Below are 17,563 nucleotides of genomic sequence, written 5' to 3'. Positions count from 1 at the left end.
CTACGTTAATCGCGCCCGCCAGGCCAGGTCGCGCAGGAGATCGCGGGCGCTCTGGCTTACGCCGCCCAGCTGAAAAAATCCGTGAATAACGCCCTGCCAGCGCTGCGAGGTGCAGGTAACGCCCTGCTGCGTCAGCCGGTCGAACAGCGCTTCGCCTTCATCGCACAAAGGGTCGAACTCGGCGGTAACAATATGCACGGGCGGCAACCCGGCGAAATCGTCCCGCCAGAGGGGGCTGGCTTCCGGGTGCTGCCGCGGCGTGTTTTCCAGGTAGGCCTCATAGCCGGTAAGCAGCGTTTCGCGGGTAATGATGTAATCAAGCCCGTTGCGGGTGTAGCTTTCAAACCAGGCCGTGGCGTCCAGCATCGGGTAGATGAGCAAAAGCCGGGCCGGCTGCCAGATGCCGTGCGCTTTCAGGCGCAGCGCGGTCACCAGCGCGATATGTCCGCCCGCGCTGTCGCCTGCAAGCGTAATGGCTGAAACGTCCACGCCCAGCGCAGCGGCATGCTGCCGGATAAGAATGGCGGCGCGTTCCGCGTCGTCGTGCGCCGCCGGGTACCGGTGCTCCGGGGCCAGCCGGTACTGCACGGCAATCACCCGGCAACCGCTGTAGAAGGCGAGCTGGCGCAGCGGGTTGTCATGGGTTTCAAACCCGCCGCTGACGAAACAGCCGCCGTGATAGTAAATTACCGTCGGCAGCGCGCCTGCGGCATGCAAAGGAGAGAAGATCCGCAGCCGCAGACCTTCCAGCTCCGCCTCTTTCACCTCAACCCGCTGCTCCGTCTCGCCGGCAAGCGAGGCGCTGGCGATATAACCCGCTCGCCGCTCGGCGAAGGTCTGGTTGCGCACCGACGGCCTTCCTGCGGTAATGAAGCCCTCCACCATCGCCGCAATGCCTTTTTCAAGCGCCATCTCGCTCTCCCTGAAACTGTATATCTATACAGAGTTATAGCCTGGCTGGGCGCAGGAGGGAACTGCCTGTTTCTGGCAGGTGTGGATTCTGGAAAACATCTCGCAAAAAGGAAATTGTGGTCTGGCGATGGGTTAACTTTTGCGTCATTGCTTCTTATTCTTTTGCCCGTTGGCGCTTTAAAAATAATCAAAAATGATATAGTAAGGTGATATATGAGCATGCTGATTGAGGATTTTATGGGACGTATTCTTCTCGATTTGCCTGACGATGCGCTTCGTCGCCTTGAACATCTGAAAGAACGTCGCAAGCTGCCGCGGGCAGCGTTGCTGAGGGAAGCAGTAGAGCAATATCTCGACAGGCAGAATCAGGACGTTGTGCAAAATGCGCTGGGTTTGTGGGGCGATAATGCGGAAGACGGGCTGGAGTATGAACGCAAGCTGCGTGAGGAGTGGTAAGCCATGGAAGGACTGGCGGTATTCGACACCAATATCTTAATCGACCTTTTCAGCGGGCATACGCAGGCAAAGGAAGCGCTGTCTCGTTTTCCCGTTAACCGCGCCATTAGTCTAATGACATGGATTGAAATCATGGTGGGGGCGAAAAAACATAATCAGGAAGCGCGGACTCGCGAGGTGTTGGATACGTTTGAGATCCTGGCTATCTGCTCTGCAGTAGCGGAGCGCAGTGTGTTGCTCCGTCAGCAGCATGGGATGAAGTTGCCGGACGCTATCATTCTGGCGACAGCGCAGGTGCATTCGCGTCGGTTAGTGACCCGCAATGTGAAGGATTTCGATGGGCTTAACGGCGTAACCATACCCTATTCGCTGCAATAACCCGCCCCCGGTAAGGGGACGGGAAAACGCAGGGAAATTTACTCCCCTTCGCCCGGGAACAGGAACGGGTTGATGGAGCTGCGGGCGAAGCCCTCCTGCTCCATGCGCGCGTCCAGCACCAGCGAGGCGAGGTCGTCCGCTACCGGCTCCACTTTCGGGTCCTTTTCCTGATAAAGAATTTTCAGGTAGGTGCCGCAGTCGCCGCAGCTTTCCGCTTTTACCGCCGCCTGTTCGCTCTCAAGCGACCAGTAGTTGAGATCGCGGGTTTGCTCGCAGTTGCTGCACTTCACGCGCACCACGTGCCACTCGGTTTCGCACAGGTTGCAGTGCAGGTAGCGCAGCCCCTGGCTTGAGCCGATGTGCACCATGCTGGAGACCGGCATGCTGCCGCAGACCGGGCAGAACTGGCGCTGTTCGCCATACTCGGCGCGCGCTTTGCCCGGAATGAGGCTCGCCATCTGCGACCAGTAAAGCGAAAGCGCCGCCCAGATAAACGGGGCTTTGTCGCTGCCGACGGTGGCAAAGTCTTCGTTGAACAGCGCGGTCGCCATCTCTTCCAGCTCCTGCGAGGAGGCTTTTTCGAGATTCTCGATAACGGCCAGCGCCGGGCCGCTCATCTCCGGCTTCAGCTCGGCAATCAACGAATGCAGCAGCTTCTGCCAGTGCGCGTCGCGCGGCAGCACGTGGATATCCAGCGGCGGCTTGCCCTTCTCAGCGGCCTCTTTAATCCGCGCCGTTAAGTCCATCTGCAGCGGGTGGTCATACAGCACCACCTCCTGCGCGTGAGCGATAAGGGCGGCGAAGCGCAGATAGTCGCCCAGCGGGTTTTTCTCTGCCAGCTCGCGCAGACGTTCAGCGCGGCGGTTATAGAGATTTTTCAGTCTGGGGAACAATAACGGCGGAATCACTTCCGCCGTGCGTTTATCGCTCTTCTCCAGCTGGTCTTGCGGGATGATGCGAATACTCATTCAGTCGATTTTTCCTGTTTACCGCGCACTTCACGGTACCAACGCGGGTGATGTCTCTTCGCCCATGTGGTGGTGACCCAGCCTTCAACCATCGCGGTGATAGTGCCTTTCACCCACAGAGCGGCGTAAATATGCACCATAATAACCACAATTAACGCCACGGCGGCAAATGAATGCAGCAACAGCGCGATGCGGATAACCGGGATCGGGAACGCGGCCGCGAAGTAAGGCCGCCAGATCACGACGCCGCTTGCCAGCAACAGCACGAGCAGAATAATCGCCGCCCAGAAAACGCATTTCTGGCCGAAGTTATAGCGCCCGGTGTCTCCCACTTCCTCGTTGACGACGATCTTACGAATATTCTTCGCCCAAAAGATATCATCCCGATTGATTAGGTTGTGGTGCCAGTAGCGGAAGAACATGATGATGAATGAAGCAAACATCACCACACCCACGAACGGATGCAGAATGCGCGCCAGCTGCGGCGTACCGAGGATGTTCATCAACCAGTTGAAGGAGGGGAAAAAGAACCCCAGCCCGCTCACCGCCGCCAGCACGAAGCAGAAGGCGGTGACCCAGTGGTTGATGCGCTCGGGCGCCGAATAGCGCACGATGGTGTCACGTTTTCTCATTTGCGCACCTCGTCATCTTTCTTGTCGTGGAGGTTGTCTTCATCATCGTCAGCGCGGTTCGGACCTACGCCTACGTAGTGGAAGACGCTCGCGGCGAAGGTCGCCGCAAAGCCGATGGCGGCAAGCGGTTTCCAGATGCCTTTCCAGAACTTCACCGCTTCGCTTATCTGCGGGTTCTCCGGCAGGCCGTGATAGAGATTCGGCTTGTCGGCGTGATGCAGAACATACATCACGTGCGTGCCGCCAACGCCTGCCGGATCGTACAGACCGGCGTTGTCGTAACCACGGGTCTTCAGTTCCGCCACGCGCTCGCCTGCGAGGTTCTTCATGTCCTCTTTGGAGCCAAAGTGGATGGCGCCGGTCGGACAGGTTTTCACGCACGCCGGCTCCTGGCCCACGGTGACGCGGTCTACGCACAGGGTGCATTTGTAGACGCGGTTGTCTTCCGGGTTCAGGCGCGGAACGTCGAACGGGCAGCCTGCGATGCAATAGCCGCAGCCGATGCACTGCTCGGACTGGAAGTCGACGATGCCGTTGGCATACTGAATAATAGCGCCTTCCGACGGGCACGCCTTAAGGCAGCCCGGGTCGGCGCAGTGCATGCAGCCATCCTTGCGGATGAGCCATTCGAGTTTGTCGTTCTGCTCTACTTCCGAGAAGCGCATCACGGTCCAGGACTTGGCGGTCAGGTCCGCCGGGTTGTCATACACCCCGACGTTATGCCCCACCTCGTCACGCAGATCGTTCCACTCCGAACAGGCCACCTGACAGGCTTTACAGCCGATGCAGGTGGTTACGTCGATAAGCTTCGCCACTTCCTGCTGGTGATCCCGCGCCTGAGGCGCGGGGGTGAAACCGTTAGTCGCGGAACGACGGATAATGTCTTGTGATTGATAAGCCATGAGTCGTCTCCGTTACACCTTTTCCACGTTCACCAGGAACGCCTTAAATTCCGGCGTCTGAGTGTTCGCATCGCCCACAAACGGCGTCAGCGTGTTGGCGATAAAGCCTTTCTTCGCCACGCCTTCGTAACCCCAGTGGATAGGAATACCGATGGTATCGACTTCCTTACCGTGGACGTTCAGCGTGCGAATGCGCTTGGTCACCACCGCCTTGGCTTTGATGTAGCCGCGGTTGGAAGAGACTTTCACCGTATCGCCCTGCGCGATGCCGAGCTTGCCGGCCAGCTTCTCGCCGATTTCCACAAACTGCTCCGGCTGTGCGATGGCGTTCAGCAGCGCATGCTTGGTCCAGTAGTGGAAGTGCTCCGTCAGGCGGTAAGTCGTACCTACGTACGGGAACTTATCCGACTTGCCCAGCGCTGCCGCATCGTCTTTGAAAATGCGCGCCGCCGGGTTGGAGATAACGTTCGGGTGCAGCGGGTTGGTGCCGATAGGCGTTTCAAACGGCTCGTAGTGCTCCGGGAACGGCCCTTCCGCCATTTTGTCGATGGCGAACAGGCGGCCCACGCCCTCCTGCAGCATGATAAACGGCCCGACGTTGCTGCCCGGAGGCGCCGTGTTGTAATCCGGAATATCCGCTCCGACCCACTTACCGTTGGCGTAGCTGAGTAGCTGGCGTTTCGGATCCCACGGTTTGCCCTGCGGGTCCGCCGAGGCGCGGTTATAGAGGATACGGCGGTTCAACGGCCACGCCCATGCCCAGCCCAGCGTATTGCCAAGGCCTGACGGGTCGGCGTTGTCGCGGCGCGCCATCTGGTTGCCGTCTGGCGTCCAGCTGCCGGCGAAGATCCAGCAGCCGCTCGACGTCGTGCCGTCATCGCGCAGATGCGCGAAGGAGGCGAGCTGATTGCCTTTTTTCGCCAGCACGTTGCCGGTGACCGGGTCGATGATGTCTTCGAGCGCCTTGCCGTTGCTCTCCATCGCCACTTCTTCCGGCGACGGGTTCTCCGGCGTGGAGTAGTTCCAGCTCATGTTCAGCACCGGCTCCGGCGTCGCGCCGCCCTGTTCGGCGTACATCTTGCGCAGGCGCAGGAAGATGCCGGCCAGGATTTCGCCGTCGTTCAGCGCTTCGCCCGGCGCGTCCTGACCTTTCCAGTGCCACTGCAGCCAGCGGCCGGAGTTAACGATAGAACCGTTCTCTTCGGCGAAGCAGGTGGAGGGCAGGCGGAACACTTCGGTCTGAATGCTCGCGGTATCCACGTCGTTCTGCTCGCCGTGGTTTTGCCAGAAGGTCGCCGTTTCGGTGTTGAGCGGGTCGATGGTCACCAGGAACTTCAGCTTCGAGAGCGCAGCGACCACTTTGTTTTTGTTCGGGAACGACGCCACCGGGTTAAAGCCCTGGCAGATATAGCCGTTCACCTTGCCCTGGCTCATCATTTCGAAATACTGCAGGACGTCGTAGCCCTTGTCCCACTTCGGCAGCCAGTCAAAGCCCCAGTTGTTCTCGGCTGTCGCTTTGTCGCCAAAGAAGGCTTTCATCATCGACACGAAGAATTTCGGGTAGTTGCTCCAGTAGTTAACCTGGCCTTCCTGCAGCGGCTTCGGCGTATTGCCGGCGAGATAGGTCTGAAGATCGGCCTGTTTCTCGCTTGGCAGCGTCATATAACCCGGCAGGCTCTGCGTCAGCAGGCCGAGGTCGGTCAGACCCTGGATGTTGGAATGGCCGCGCAACGCGTTCACGCCGCCGCCCGCCATGCCCATGTTGCCGAGCAGCAGCTGGACCATCGCCATGGTGCGGATGTTCTGGGCGCCGATGGAGTGCTGCGTCCAGCCGAGCGCGTAGAGGAACGACGCGGTTTTATCGTGCGCGCTGGTTTCGGCGATAAGCTCGCAGACTTTCAGGAAATCTTCTTTCGGCGTACCGCAGATATCCGACACGGTTTCCGGCGTGTAGCGGGAAACGTGGGTTTTCAGCATGTTCCACACGCAACGCGGATGGGTGAGGGTGGCGTCGCGTTTCGCGTAGCCGTTCTCATCCAGTTCGTAGTTCCAGGTGGTTTTGTCGTACTTACGGTTTTCCGCGTCATAGCCAGTGAACAGGCCGTCTTCGAAGCCGAAATCTTCACGCACGATCAGGCTGGCGTTGGTGTAGGCCTCGACATATTCGCGGTTAACTTTGTTGTTGGTCATCAGATACAGCAGGACGCCCGACAGGAAAGCGATGTCGGTGCCGGAACGGATCGGCGTATAGAAATCCGCAACCGATGCCGTACGCGTAAAACGCGGATCGATAACAATCAGCTTCGCGCCGTTGTGGATTTTGGCTTCCATCGCCCAGCGGAACCCGACCGGATGCGCTTCTGCCGCATTCCCGCCCATCACGACGACAAGGTTGGCGTTTTTAATGTCGACCCAGTGGTTGGTCATCGCACCGCGACCAAATGTTGGAGCAAGACTTGCTACCGTTGGTCCGTGTCAGACACGCGCCTGGTTGTCGACGGCTAACATGCCGAGTGCGCGGGTAAATTTCTGCGATAAATAGCCGGTTTCGTTACTGGAGGCGGAGGCGCACAGCATACCGGTGGAGAGCCAGCGGTTGACGGTGGTGCCTTCGGCGTTCTTCGCGATGAAGTTGGCGTCGCGGTCTTCTTTCATCAGTTTAGCGATGCGATCGAACGCCTCTTCCCAACTGATGCGCTGGAATTTATCCGAGCCAGGGGCGCGGTATTCCGGGTACTTCAGGCGGCTTTCGGAGTGGATGAAATCCACAAGGCCTGCGCCTTTCGGGCAAAGCGCCCCGCGGTTTACCGGATGGTCCGGGTCGCCTTCGATGTGAAAAATGGAAGATTTCGCGTTTTTCGCGCCGTCGCCTAAGCTGTACATCAACAGCCCACAGCCGACGGAACAGTACGTACAGGTATTACGGGTTTCGCGGGTGCGCAGCAGTTTATACTGCCGCGTCTCCGCCAGCGCGACGCCTGGGGCAAAGCCCAGCGCAGCTGCCGTGGTGCCTGCCATACCGCCAGCGCAGATCTTAAAGAACTGCCTTCTGCTGACCTGCATGGGTCGCTCCTTGTTTCGACATTGTCACTATTGTATTTGTGGATTTTTTATTTTGCGGATGCCCCCGCAAAGGTTCACAATCGTGCTCGTCCCTCCGGTCAGGGAGGGAAGGGAGGCGACAGGATACCATAATGTTGCTAAGGCTGTTCCAGGCGGTTAAATAAAAGTGAATAAGAATCACCCGAAACTGTTACGAAACGTGACGGCGATCACCGCAGCGGCAGAGCGTTCGCTGTGGAAGCGCGACGATCTGACGCAGGCGCAGCCCGACTGGCTCGCTGAAGAAGTGCCGGTGGCGCTGGTTTATAACGGCATTTCGCACGTGGTCATGATGGCCTCGCCAAAAGACCTTGAGCTTTTCGCCTTAGGTTTCTCTTTATCGGAAGGGATTATCGAATCTTCACAGGAAATCTACGGCATGGATGTGGAGAAAGGCTGTAACGGTATCGAAGTGCAGATAGAGCTCTCCAGCCGCCGCTTTATGGGGCTGAAGGAACGCCGCCGGGCGATGGCGGGCCGCACGGGCTGCGGCGTCTGCGGCGTGGAGCAACTTAACGAGATAGGCCGTCCGGTCGCGCCGCTGCCTTTCACGCAAACTTTCCCGCTTTCCCTTCTCGACAACGCGCTGCGCCAGCTAAATGATTTTCAGCCCGTAGGCCAGCTTACCGGCTGCACGCACGCGGCGGCCTGGATAAACGCTGACGGCGCGGTGCCGGGCGGGCATGAAGATATCGGCCGCCACGTGGCGCTGGACAAGCTGCTGGGCCGTCGGGCGCGGGAAGGGTGGCGCGAAGGCGCGGCGATGGTTTCCAGCCGGGCCAGCTATGAGATGGTGCAGAAATCCGCCATGTGCGGCGTTGAGATCTTATTTGCCGTTTCCGCCGCCACAACGCTTGCCGTTGAGGTAGCCGAGCGCTGCAATCTGACGCTGGTGGGCTTCGCCAAACCGGGAAGGGCGACCATCTATACCCATCCGCAGCGGCTTATATAGTATTCAAAAATTTTGACTTATTTCGGCAAATCCTTCCGCTTTTTGTTCAGTGTTTGCAGGTCTACTATTACACACATCGAAGGCAAACAGCCTTCTCCCTGAACAAACTCACTGAAGGATTTATACCATGAACACTATCAAAACTTTTGTTGCTGTTGTTGCGCTCTCTTCTGCTTTCGGCGCTTTCGCTTCTCAGACCGTGACCGCAACCGACACCACGCTCTCTGGCGCTGAAGCGCAAATCGCCGCCAAAGCCAAGGATGCCGGCGCGTCTTACCGCATCACCGAAGCGTTCAGCGGCAACCAGGTTCACATGACCGCTGAACTGAGCAAATAAGCAAAAACCTGTCGAAAGAGCGCCTGCGGGCGCTTTTTTAGTTTATGCCTGCCAGACGCAGCAGCGCAGTGACCACTGCCGCCGCGATAATCACCACAATCAACGGCGCTTTACGCCAGGCCAGAAACAGCGCAAACGCCACCCCCAGCACCCGCGCCATGCCCGCGAACGTTTCCCCTTCGTAAAAGGTGGCCGCCAGCGCCACGGCGAATAACAACGTCGTGGCGGCATCGGAGAGCAGCGCCTGAGCGCGTTCAGAGAGCGCGAGCTTGTTGCCAAGCCTGGCGCCGCCAAAGCGCATCAGATAAGTGCCGACAGAGAGCACGGCTATCCCGGTAAGAATGAACCCTGTGCTGGCCATTATTTCTTCCTCGTCAGTAGACCGGCTAAAGAGAGCAGCACCGGCAGCCCCACTGGCGCAAACGGCACGGCGGCAAGCGAGATTGCCGCGCCGCTGCCGGCGCGGATAAGCGTGGTTTTTTTCTTCAGCGCAGGCAACACCAGCGCCAGCAGAACCGCCGGGAAGACCGCATCCAGGCCGATAGTTTCCGGCGCGGGCAGCAGCTTGCCTACAGCAACGCCGATAATGACCCCAAGCGGCCAGAAGAGCGCGACGCCAAGTCCGCACAGCCAGTAGGCGGCTTTGCGGGTTTCCGGGGTAGATTGCGATAAACCGAACACCACGCTTTCGTCATTCATAATGTGTGAACCCAGCAGCCGCGCCGCGCCCTGACCCACCAGGTCGCGTACCGTTATGCCGAACGGCAAATGGCGCGCATTCACCAGCAAACCCGCCGCCGCGGCCGCCAGCGGACTGCCGCCGCTCGCCACGATGCCGATAAAAATGAATTCCGACGCGCCCGCCAGCACCGAGAGGGATAACAGCAGCGGCACCCATAGCGCAAAGCCGTACGCCATCGCCAGCGTACCGTAGGAAACGCCCACAACGCCGACCGCCAGACAGACCAGCAAAATAGCCCTTATAATGTCGCCTTTCAGGCACGAGAAGCGATGTATCAACATACTTTTTTCAGCCATAATGAACGAATGACCATTATAATGAACATCTCAGGTTCGTTTTTCAAGGCGAACGATTGTTCTTTTTAACGAACGCTGGAGCATGACATGACGCAGCCGATAAGCGTAATCGCCAAAAGCCTGGTGCGCGAGCGAACCCGCTCCGGGCTTTCGCTGGCGGAAGTAGCCCGCCGCGCGGGCATCGCCAAATCGACCCTTTCCCAGCTTGAAAGCGGCAACGGTAACCCCAGCCTTGAAACGCTCTGGGCGCTGTGCGTGGCGCTGGATATTCCCTTTGCGCGATTGATGGAGCCGCAGAGTGCGAAAACGCAGGTGATCCGCCGTGGCGAAGGGCCTGCGGTTGCCGCGGAGCTGGCGGAATATAAAGCGATTCTGCTCGCCACCTGCCCACCGGGAGCGCGGCGCGATATCTATCTGCTGCTGACCCAGCCGGGCGGCGAACGGCTTTCGCATCCGCATCCCGCCGGTTCCGTTGAGCATATTATCGTGACGCGCGGTCGGGCGTTGGTGGGGCTGACGGATGCGCCGGAAGAACTGAGCGCCGGGGATTACATCTGTTATCCGGCCGATCAGGCGCATATTTTCCGCGCGCTGGAGCCGGATACCGAGGCGATTTTAGTGGCGGAGCAGAACTGATTTTCTTAATTCAAAAATTTTGATTTATTACGGCAAATCCTTCCGCTTTTTGTTCAGCGAGTACAGGTCTACTATTACACACATCGAAGGCAAGCAGCCTTCTCCCTGAACAAACTCACTGAAGGATTTACACCATGAACACTATCAAAACTTTTGTTGCTGTTGTTGCGCTCTCTTCTGCTTTCGGCGCTTTCGCTTCTCAGACCGTGACCGCCACCGACACCACGCTCTCTGGCGCTGAAGCGCAAATCGCCGCCAAAGCCAAAGATGCCGGCGCGTCTTACCGCATCACCGAAGCGTTCAGCGGCAACCAGGTTCACATGACCGCTGAACTGAGCAAATAAGCAAAAACTGTCGAAAGAGCGCCTGCGGGCGCTTTTTTTGTTTTATGGACTCCATAAAGGCGATAGGCGAAACTAACCGGGTTTTCATCACGGACGCGCAATCGTATGTCGCTTAAAGCCATCGCCAAAGAACTCGGACTCTCTGTAACCACCGTCAGCCGTGCGCTGAACGGCTATGACGATGTTTCAAAAGAGACCCGGGGTCGCGTGGAGGCAGAGGCGCAGCGGCGCGGCTACCGGCCCAACACCTTCGCCCGGCGCCTGAAAATGGGCAAAATCGACGCCGTGGGGCTGGTTTTTCCGGTGCATCCGGCGCCGCTTAATAACAGCGTCTTCATGGAGATGGTGGGAGAGATAAGCCGCGAGCTGGCGCAGCACGAAGTGGATTTGCTGCTTATCGCCGATGACGACCTCGCTGACAGCCACAGCTATATGCGGCTGGTGCAAAGCCGCCGCGTGGACGCGCTTATCGTGGCGCACACGCTGGATGACGACCCGCGTTTGCAGGAGCTCCAGTCAGCCCGCTTCCCCTTTTTAGCGCTGGGCCGCAGTCGGCTTTCCCGTCCTTACGCCTGGTTTGATTTCGACAACTATGCCGGCACTTATCAGGCCACGCAGCGGTTGATTTCTCTCGGCCACCGGCGCATCGCCATGCTTGGCGAAAATAACACCCAGGCTTTTATCACCCAGCGCCGTGAAGGCTGGCGCGACGCCCTGCGAAGCCGTCAGCTCGATGAAAGCGGGCTGCGAATGCTGCCGCCCACCCGTCGCGCGGGCTATAAAGCCACGCTCGATCTGCTGGCGCTGCCTGCACCGCCCACGGCTATTATCACTGACTGCAACTCGCTCGGCGACGGCGCGGCGATGGCGCTGCAAACGCGCAACCGCCTGCATGGCGAACACGCGGTTTCGCTGGTGGTTTACGACGGTCTGCCGCCGGACAGCATTGTGGAAACCGACGTGGCGGCGGTTATCCAGTCCACCCGCGAAGGCGTTGGCCGCCAGATAGCCGATATGGTCCAGCGTCTTATCGCCGGCGAACCGCCAGAGCGGCTTCAGGTGCTCTGGCAGCCCGATTTTCTTCCTGGCTCCACCCTGCATGCTCCGGCATGACCCCATACTGCGTTAACCCGTAAAATCCCGGCGCGATCACATAACCGAAACGTTTTGGTTGGCATCCGAAACGTTTCGGATCAACAGTAAAAGCATACCTGAAACCGGAGATGCTTTATGGAAACGAACTTCCACCGCCTGACCAGCACCGTTACCGATATTGTTGTTAAAACGCAGCCGTTTGCAGAAATTGTCTATTGGGGGCCGCATCTTGCCCACTTTTCGCCGCAGGATTGCGGCAGTTTGCTGCGTCCGGTGGCTAACGGGCGGCTTGATGTTGATTCGCCCGTCACGCTGATGGCGGAGCTGGGCCACGGGCTTTTCGGCTCGCCGGGCATTGAAGGGCACCGCAACGGGCTGGATGGCTCGCCGGTGTTCACCACTGTGGAGGTCCGCCAGCAGGGCGAGACGCTGATAATTTTCAGTGAAGACGCCAGCGCAGGCCTGCGGCTGCAAAGCGAACTGGTGTTGACGACAAGCGGCGTGCTGAAAGTGCGTCACGGCCTGACTAACCTGCGCGCCGGCGCCTGGCAGGTTAACCGGTTCGCCGTCACGCTGCCGGTAGCGGAGCGCGCCTTTGAGGTGATGGCCTTTCATGGCCGCTGGATCCGCGAGTTCCAGCCGCACCGCGTAACGCTAAGCCACGACGGCTTCGTGCTGGAAAACCGCCGTGGGCGCACCTCTCACGAGCATTTCCCGGCGTTAATCGCCGGGACGCAGAGCTTCGGCGAGCAGCACGGCGAGGTGTGGGGCGTGCATCTCGGCTGGAGCGGCAACCACCGGCTGAAGTGCGAAGTGAAAACCGACGGCCGCCGCTACCTGCAGGCCGAAGCGCTTTATCTGCCGGGCGAAATCGCGCTGGAAGAGGGCGAAACCCTGCACACGCCGTGGCTTTACGCCAGCCACTCGACGCACGGGCTGAACGGCATGAGCCAGCAGTTCCACCGTTTTCTGCGCGACGAAGTTATTCGCTTTCCTGACAACAAGCCGCGCCCGGTGCATCTCAACACCTGGGAGGGGATTTACTTCGATCATCAGCCTGAATACATCATGCAGATGGCGACCCAGGCTGCGTCGCTTGGCGTAGAGCGCTTTATCATCGACGACGGCTGGTTTAAAGGCCGCAACGACGACCACGCGGCGCTCGGCGACTGGTATCTCGACGAGCAGAAATACCCGAACGGGCTGATGCCGGTGATCAACCACGTTAAAGCGCTGGGTATGGAGTTCGGCATCTGGGTGGAGCCGGAGATGATAAACCCCGATTCCGACCTTTACCGGGCGCACCCGGACTGGGTGCTGGCGCTGCCGGGCTACCCGAAAACCACCGGACGCCACCAGTGGGTGCTCAACCTGAACATCCCCGACGCGTTTGACTACCTGCTGGCGCGCATGAGCTGGCTGCTCGGCGAGCACCCGGTGGATTATGTGAAATGGGATATGAACCGCGAGCTGGTGCAGCCGGGGCACGAGGGCCGGGCGGCGGCGGATGCGCAGACGCGCCAGTTCTACCGCCTGCTCGATACGCTGCGCAACCGCTTCCCGCATATTGAGTTTGAGTCCTGCGCCTCCGGAGGCGGACGCATCGATTACGAAGTGCTGGCCCGCAGCCACCGCTTCTGGGCCTCGGATAACAACGATGCGCTGGAGCGCAGCGCCATTCAGCGCGGCATGAGCTATTTCTTCCCGCCGGAGGTGATGGGCGCGCACATCGGCAACCGCCGCTGCCATGCGACCTTCCGCCAGCACAGCATTGAATTTCGCGGCCTTACCGCGCTGTTCGGCCATATGGGGCTGGAGCTGGACCCGGTCACAGCGGATGCCGAAGAGCAGGCGGGCTATCAACGCTACGCTGCGCTTTATAAACAGTGGCGCGAGCTTATCCATACCGGCGACCTGTGGCGCGTGGAGATGCCGGAGGCGTCCACCCAGGCGCAGGGCGTGGTCAGTCAGGACAAGCGACAGGGGCTGTTTTTGGTCAGCCAGTTGACGATGCCGGATTACACCCTGCCGGGCGCGCTTCGCGTGCCGGGGCTTGCGCCGGACGCGCGTTATCAGGTGCGGTTGGTGGATCACCCGAATATCGCCATTACCGGCGAAGGAGGACATACCATGCGCAAGCTGCCAGGCTGGATGAACGAGCCGCTGAGCGCGACGGGGGAATGGCTGGCGCAGGCAGGGTTGCAGCTGCCGGTGCTCGACCCGGAAAGCGCCATTCTGATTGCTTTTGAACGCGTGTGATGGTGGAGGCGCCGCCCGCGCGGCGCCGTAATGGTGTGCCTTTCGAGGATAACGATAATGACGACAACCGCCTGTACCTACAAAAACAACCCTAATTTCTGGATTTTCGGCCTCTTTTTCTTTTTCTATTTCTTCATTATGGCCACCTGCTTTCCGTTCCTGCCCATCTGGCTTTCGGACGTTATTGGCCTGAATAAAACCGATACCGGCATTGTCTTCTCCTGCATGTCGCTGTTCGCTATCGCCTTTCAGCCGGTGCTGGGCGTGATTTCCGACAAGCTGGGGCTGAAAAAACATCTGTTGTGGATTATCACCACCTTGCTGGTGCTGTTCGCGCCTTTCTTTTTGTGGGTGTTCGGGCCGCTTCTTAAGGTAAATATCTGGCTCGGCGCGCTGTCGGGCGGGCTGTACATCGGCTTTTGCTTCTCCTCCGGTTCCGGGGCGATTGAGGCGTATATCGAGCGCGTGAGTCGCAGCAGCGCGTTTGAGTACGGCAAAGCGCGCATGTTCGGCTGCCTTGGCTGGGGGCTGTGCGCCTCGACGGCGGGCATGCTGTTTAACGTCAACCCGGCAATGGTCTTCTGGATGGGCTCCGGCGCGGCGCTCATCCTGATGGCGCTGCTGCTTATCGCCCGTCCGCGCGCCAACCCGAACGCCCAGGTGATGAACGCGCTTGGCGCCAACCAGCCGCAGGTGACGGCGAAGATGGCGCTGGGCCTGTTTCGCCTGCCGAAGCTGTGGATGTTTATTCTTTATGTGATAGGCGTGGCCTGCGTATACGATGTTTTCGACCAGCAGTTCGCCACCTTCTTTAAATCGTTCTTCCCGACGCCGCAGGCAGGCACTCAGGCGTTCGGCTTCGCTACGACGGCAGGCGAGATGTGCAACGCCATTATCATGTTCTGCTCGCCATGGATAATTAACCGCATCGGCGCGAAAAACACGCTGCTGATCGCAGGCGCTATTATGGCGACGCGCATCATCGGCTCGGCGTTCGCCACTACCGTTTATGAAGTTATCGCGCTGAAGATGCTGCACGCGCTTGAGGTGCCGTTCCTGCTGGTAGGCGCGTTTAAGTACATTACCGGCGTGTTCGATACCCGCCTGTCGGCCACCATCTACCTGATTGGCTTCCAGTTCGCCAAGCAAATGGCGGCGATTTTCCTCTCCGCCTTCGCCGGCAATATGTATGACCGGATAGGTTTCCAGGACACCTATCTCATTCTCGGCAGCATCGTGCTGGGGATCACGGTCGTTTCCGCGTTTACCCTCTCAAACCACCGGCCAGGGGTGGCGTTAAAAGAGACGGTGAAGGCGTGAGGCGTTAGTAAAGCGCAATAAGCCCGCATCAGCGGGCTTATTGCTCATCGCGACGTTGCACGGAAATTTAGCAAGCGATACTCTTTGTAAGAATAGTTCTTACAAAGGGTGACATATATGGCGCGCACCATGACGGTAGATTTAGGCGATGAGTTGCGTGATTTTGTCGAATCGCTGATTGCCGCGGGAGATTATCGTACCCAAAGTGAGGTGATTCGGGATTCATTGCGTTTATTGCGTGAAAAGCAGGCTGGTTCTCGTCTTGCTCAACTTCGCGAGCAGCTTGCTGAAGGCGTAAACAGCGGCGAACCACAGGAATGGAAGCAGGATGCTTTCCTTGATTATCTTAAAGCCAGGGTTCGGCGTAATAATGAAGAAGCGGATTAAATTAACGCCAAAAGCGCATGAAGACATGGCAGCCATATGGTTATACGGTTTTGAGCGCTTTGGCGTGGCGCAAGCCGACAGCTATATAAAGCGTCTGTCGACCATGTTTGAGAATCTGGCCCGATATCAAATGGGTGTTAGACGAAAGGAATTGGGTTCTGGAATCTATTCTCAGGTTTGCGCCAGCCATGTTCTGTTTTTTACCCCGCAACCGGAAGCTATCGTTATTATTCGCGTCTTGCATCATTCCCAGGATGTGCTCAGTCACTTAGAGGCATAAAGCCGCATCCGCAATAAAAAGCCCGCTTCAGCGGGCTTTTTGCGTCTCACTCCAGATAAAACACCTCTTTGAGCTCCCGGCTGACCGGGCTGTTGTCCGGGTTGGCTGGCATAATCTCCCGCATGTGCCGCCACCAGCGCTGGCAGACGTCGGTATCCGCCACGGCGTTCCAGCGCGCTTCGCTCTCGATTTCCACGGTGGCGAACAGCAGGTTGCGCTCAGCGTCGAGGTAAATCGCATAATGATGCGCGCCGTGCTGTTTAAGCACCGCCTCCAGCTCCGGCCAGATGGGCGAGTGGCGGCGCTGGTACTCTTCATGAGCGCCGGGGTTGACCTGCATGACAAACGCTTTGCGGATCATAGCGCCTCCAGATAAAGCTCGCGCACCTCTTCGCGGGTCGCGCGGCGTGGGTTACAGGGCGCGCACGGGTCCGCCAGCGCCTTATCAAGCCAGCCTTCGATATCCGCTTTGGTCACGCCAAGCTTACTGAAGCCGGAAGGGATGCCGACGCGGGCGGAAAGGGCGCGAATAGCGGTAATCGCCTGCTGGCTCGCCTGCTCGTCGCTCATGCCCTGGATATTGACGCCCATCGCCTGCGCCACGCGGGCGAAGCGCGCCACCGCGCTCGGGCGGTTAAAGTTTTCGATGACAGGCAGCAGGATGGCGTTGCAGACACCGTGCGGCAGGTTATGCGTCGCGCCAGGCTGGTGGGCCAGCGCGTGCACCAGCCCTAAGCCCGCGCTGTTAAAGGCCATGCCCGCCAGATACTGGCCGTAAGCCATCATTTCACGCGCTTCGAGGTTATGCCCCTCTTCCACCGCTTTCGGCAGCCACTGGCTAATCAGGCGAATCGCTTCCAGCGCGTTGGCGTCGGTCAACGGGTGCGCGCCCACGGAAACATATGCCTCCACCGCATGGGTCAGCGCGTCCATGCCGGTAGCGGCGGTTACCGCGGCGGGAATATCCAGCATGACGCTTGCGTCATCCACGGCAATATCGGGAATAATGTTCGGGTCGATAATCACCTCTTTTACCTGGCGTTCGGCGTTGATGATCACCGCGTTGCTGGTCATTTCGGCGGCGGTGCCCGCCGTGGTGTTGATGGCGACCAGCGGCACGCCGGCATGGGTTACTTTGCCGACGCCGAAATAATTCGTTGAAGGGCCGGGGTTGGCGGTCAGAATTTTAATCGCCTTGGCGGTGTCTATCGGGCTGCCGCCGCCAAAGGCTATCAGGTAATCGCATTCGGCGTTCCGGTAAGCGTCATAACCCTGCTGCACCAGCGCCTCAGTGGGGTTCGGGAAAACCGCGTCGAACAGTTCATAAGAGAGTTGATGCGCATCCAGCGCGGCGAAAAGGCTCTCCAGCAGGCCCAGTTTCACCAGGTGCCCGTCGGTGACAATCAGCGCCTTGCCCCACGACTTGCCCGCCACCAGTTTCACCATGTCGCCAATAGCGCCTGCGCCATGCAGGCTGATTTTCGGTAACGCCAGCATAAAGCTCATGATACTTCTCCTTAACGTTGATTTTGGGAAATCGTTTCCCCTCACCCTGTTCCTTTGGG

At 58.9% G+C, this 17,563-nt stretch carries 20 protein-coding genes; 11 read left to right on the top strand and 9 right to left on the bottom strand.

Features of this window, described 5'->3' with window-relative positions:
- Complete coding sequence (locus tag MT962_RS19910; protein WP_247366295.1) at nucleotides 1–912, bottom strand: alpha/beta hydrolase; 912 nt, start codon at nucleotides 910–912, stop codon at nucleotides 1–3.
- Between the two features lie 213 nt (nucleotides 913–1,125).
- Between MT962_RS19910 and MT962_RS19905 the strand changes: the two genes are divergently transcribed.
- Nucleotides 1,126–1,368: a CopG family transcriptional regulator gene (locus tag MT962_RS19905; protein WP_029696883.1), complete on the top strand. Its 243-nt coding sequence runs from the start codon at nucleotides 1,126–1,128 to the stop codon at nucleotides 1,366–1,368.
- A gap of 3 nt (nucleotides 1,369–1,371) precedes the next feature.
- Nucleotides 1,372–1,746, top strand: coding sequence for a type II toxin-antitoxin system VapC family toxin (locus MT962_RS19900; RefSeq protein WP_024556778.1), 375 nt, complete (start codon nucleotides 1,372–1,374; stop codon nucleotides 1,744–1,746).
- A gap of 38 nt (nucleotides 1,747–1,784) precedes the next feature.
- Here MT962_RS19900 and fdhE read toward each other — a convergent pair whose 3' ends face one another.
- Genes fdhE through fdnG form a run of 4 tightly spaced genes read right to left on the bottom strand, consistent with a single transcriptional unit; the run spans nucleotide 1,785 to nucleotide 7,311 of the window.
- Nucleotides 1,785–2,714 carry a formate dehydrogenase accessory protein FdhE gene (gene fdhE / locus MT962_RS19895; RefSeq protein WP_024556777.1) on the bottom strand — a complete coding sequence of 310 codons (930 nt, stop codon included), beginning with the start codon at nucleotides 2,712–2,714 and terminating at the stop codon, nucleotides 1,785–1,787.
- Nucleotides 2,711–3,346 (bottom strand): formate dehydrogenase cytochrome b556 subunit, encoded by a 636-nt coding sequence (gene fdoI, locus MT962_RS19890; RefSeq protein WP_024552140.1) that lies wholly within the window; start codon nucleotides 3,344–3,346, stop codon nucleotides 2,711–2,713. Before fdoI ends, fdhE begins: the two co-directional genes overlap by 4 nt.
- Nucleotides 3,343–4,248 carry a formate dehydrogenase subunit beta gene (fdxH, locus tag MT962_RS19885; RefSeq protein WP_024556776.1) on the bottom strand — a complete coding sequence of 302 codons (906 nt, stop codon included), beginning with the start codon at nucleotides 4,246–4,248 and terminating at the stop codon, nucleotides 3,343–3,345. Before fdxH ends, fdoI begins: the two co-directional genes overlap by 4 nt.
- A 12-nt stretch (nucleotides 4,249–4,260) precedes the next feature.
- A complete protein-coding gene (fdnG, locus tag MT962_RS19880; protein ID WP_247366294.1) occupies nucleotides 4,261–7,311 on the bottom strand; it encodes a formate dehydrogenase-N subunit alpha in 3,051 nt (1,016 codons plus the stop codon).
- Nucleotides 7,312–7,477: 166 nt separating this feature from the next.
- Between fdnG and fdhD the strand changes: the two genes are divergently transcribed.
- Both fdhD and MT962_RS19870 read left to right on the top strand, forming a co-directional pair.
- Nucleotides 7,478–8,302, top strand: coding sequence for a formate dehydrogenase accessory sulfurtransferase FdhD (gene fdhD, locus MT962_RS19875; protein WP_247366293.1), 825 nt, complete (start codon nucleotides 7,478–7,480; stop codon nucleotides 8,300–8,302).
- A 127-nt stretch (nucleotides 8,303–8,429) separates the two neighbouring features.
- Entirely contained in the window at nucleotides 8,430–8,639 is a 210-nt protein-coding gene (locus MT962_RS19870; RefSeq protein WP_024556772.1) for a YdgH/BhsA/McbA-like domain containing protein, read from the top strand.
- Between the two features lie 37 nt (nucleotides 8,640–8,676).
- Here MT962_RS19870 and MT962_RS19865 read toward each other — a convergent pair whose 3' ends face one another.
- Both MT962_RS19865 and MT962_RS19860 read right to left on the bottom strand, forming a co-directional pair.
- Complete coding sequence (locus tag MT962_RS19865; protein WP_024560316.1) at nucleotides 8,677–9,000, bottom strand: AzlD domain-containing protein; 324 nt, start codon at nucleotides 8,998–9,000, stop codon at nucleotides 8,677–8,679.
- Nucleotides 9,000–9,659: an AzlC family ABC transporter permease gene (locus tag MT962_RS19860; RefSeq protein WP_247366321.1), complete on the bottom strand. Its 660-nt coding sequence runs from the start codon at nucleotides 9,657–9,659 to the stop codon at nucleotides 9,000–9,002. Before MT962_RS19860 ends, MT962_RS19865 begins: the two co-directional genes overlap by 1 nt.
- A gap of 105 nt (nucleotides 9,660–9,764) precedes the next feature.
- Between MT962_RS19860 and MT962_RS19855 the strand changes: the two genes are divergently transcribed.
- The 7 genes from MT962_RS19855 (at nucleotide 9,765) to MT962_RS19825 (ending at nucleotide 15,998) form a co-directional block, all read left to right on the top strand.
- Nucleotides 9,765–10,313 (top strand): XRE family transcriptional regulator, encoded by a 549-nt coding sequence (locus MT962_RS19855; protein ID WP_247366292.1) that lies wholly within the window; start codon nucleotides 9,765–9,767, stop codon nucleotides 10,311–10,313.
- A 134-nt stretch (nucleotides 10,314–10,447) separates the two neighbouring features.
- On the top strand, nucleotides 10,448–10,657 hold the full coding sequence (locus tag MT962_RS19850; RefSeq protein ID WP_024556772.1) for a YdgH/BhsA/McbA-like domain containing protein: 210 nt from the start codon (nucleotides 10,448–10,450) through the stop codon (nucleotides 10,655–10,657).
- Between the two features lie 105 nt (nucleotides 10,658–10,762).
- Nucleotides 10,763–11,770 (top strand): substrate-binding domain-containing protein, encoded by a 1,008-nt coding sequence (locus tag MT962_RS19845; RefSeq protein WP_247366291.1) that lies wholly within the window; start codon nucleotides 10,763–10,765, stop codon nucleotides 11,768–11,770.
- Nucleotides 11,771–11,887: 117 nt separating this feature from the next.
- On the top strand, nucleotides 11,888–14,011 hold the full coding sequence (locus tag MT962_RS19840; RefSeq protein WP_247366290.1) for an alpha-galactosidase: 2,124 nt from the start codon (nucleotides 11,888–11,890) through the stop codon (nucleotides 14,009–14,011).
- Between the two features lie 57 nt (nucleotides 14,012–14,068).
- A complete protein-coding gene (locus MT962_RS19835) occupies nucleotides 14,069–15,331 on the top strand; it encodes an MFS transporter (RefSeq protein ID WP_247366289.1) in 1,263 nt (420 codons plus the stop codon).
- 117 nt (nucleotides 15,332–15,448) lie between these two features.
- Complete coding sequence (locus tag MT962_RS19830) at nucleotides 15,449–15,718, top strand: type II toxin-antitoxin system ParD family antitoxin (protein ID WP_024556764.1); 270 nt, start codon at nucleotides 15,449–15,451, stop codon at nucleotides 15,716–15,718.
- The gene (locus tag MT962_RS19825) at nucleotides 15,702–15,998 is read left to right on the top strand and encodes a type II toxin-antitoxin system RelE/ParE family toxin (protein WP_024556763.1); all 297 of its coding nucleotides are present in this window, start codon (nucleotides 15,702–15,704) and stop codon (nucleotides 15,996–15,998) included. The genes MT962_RS19830 and MT962_RS19825 overlap by 17 nt, the downstream gene beginning before the upstream one ends.
- A 46-nt stretch (nucleotides 15,999–16,044) precedes the next feature.
- On the opposite strand, the gene rhaM is transcribed toward MT962_RS19825, so the two are convergent.
- Entirely contained in the window at nucleotides 16,045–16,359 is a 315-nt protein-coding gene (rhaM, locus tag MT962_RS19820; protein ID WP_024556762.1) for an L-rhamnose mutarotase, read from the bottom strand.
- Nucleotides 16,356–17,504: a lactaldehyde reductase gene (gene fucO / locus MT962_RS19815; RefSeq protein WP_247366288.1), complete on the bottom strand. Its 1,149-nt coding sequence runs from the start codon at nucleotides 17,502–17,504 to the stop codon at nucleotides 16,356–16,358. The genes rhaM and fucO overlap by 4 nt, the downstream gene beginning before the upstream one ends.
- Nucleotides 17,505–17,563: the final 59 nt, after the last annotated feature.

This window comes from Franconibacter sp. IITDAS19 (genome assembly GCF_023079515.1).
GTDB lineage: Bacteria > Pseudomonadota > Gammaproteobacteria > Enterobacterales > Enterobacteriaceae > Franconibacter > Franconibacter pulveris.
The sequence above is the reverse complement of the archived record's forward strand: the minus strand, read 5'-3'. Positions and strand labels throughout refer to the sequence as shown.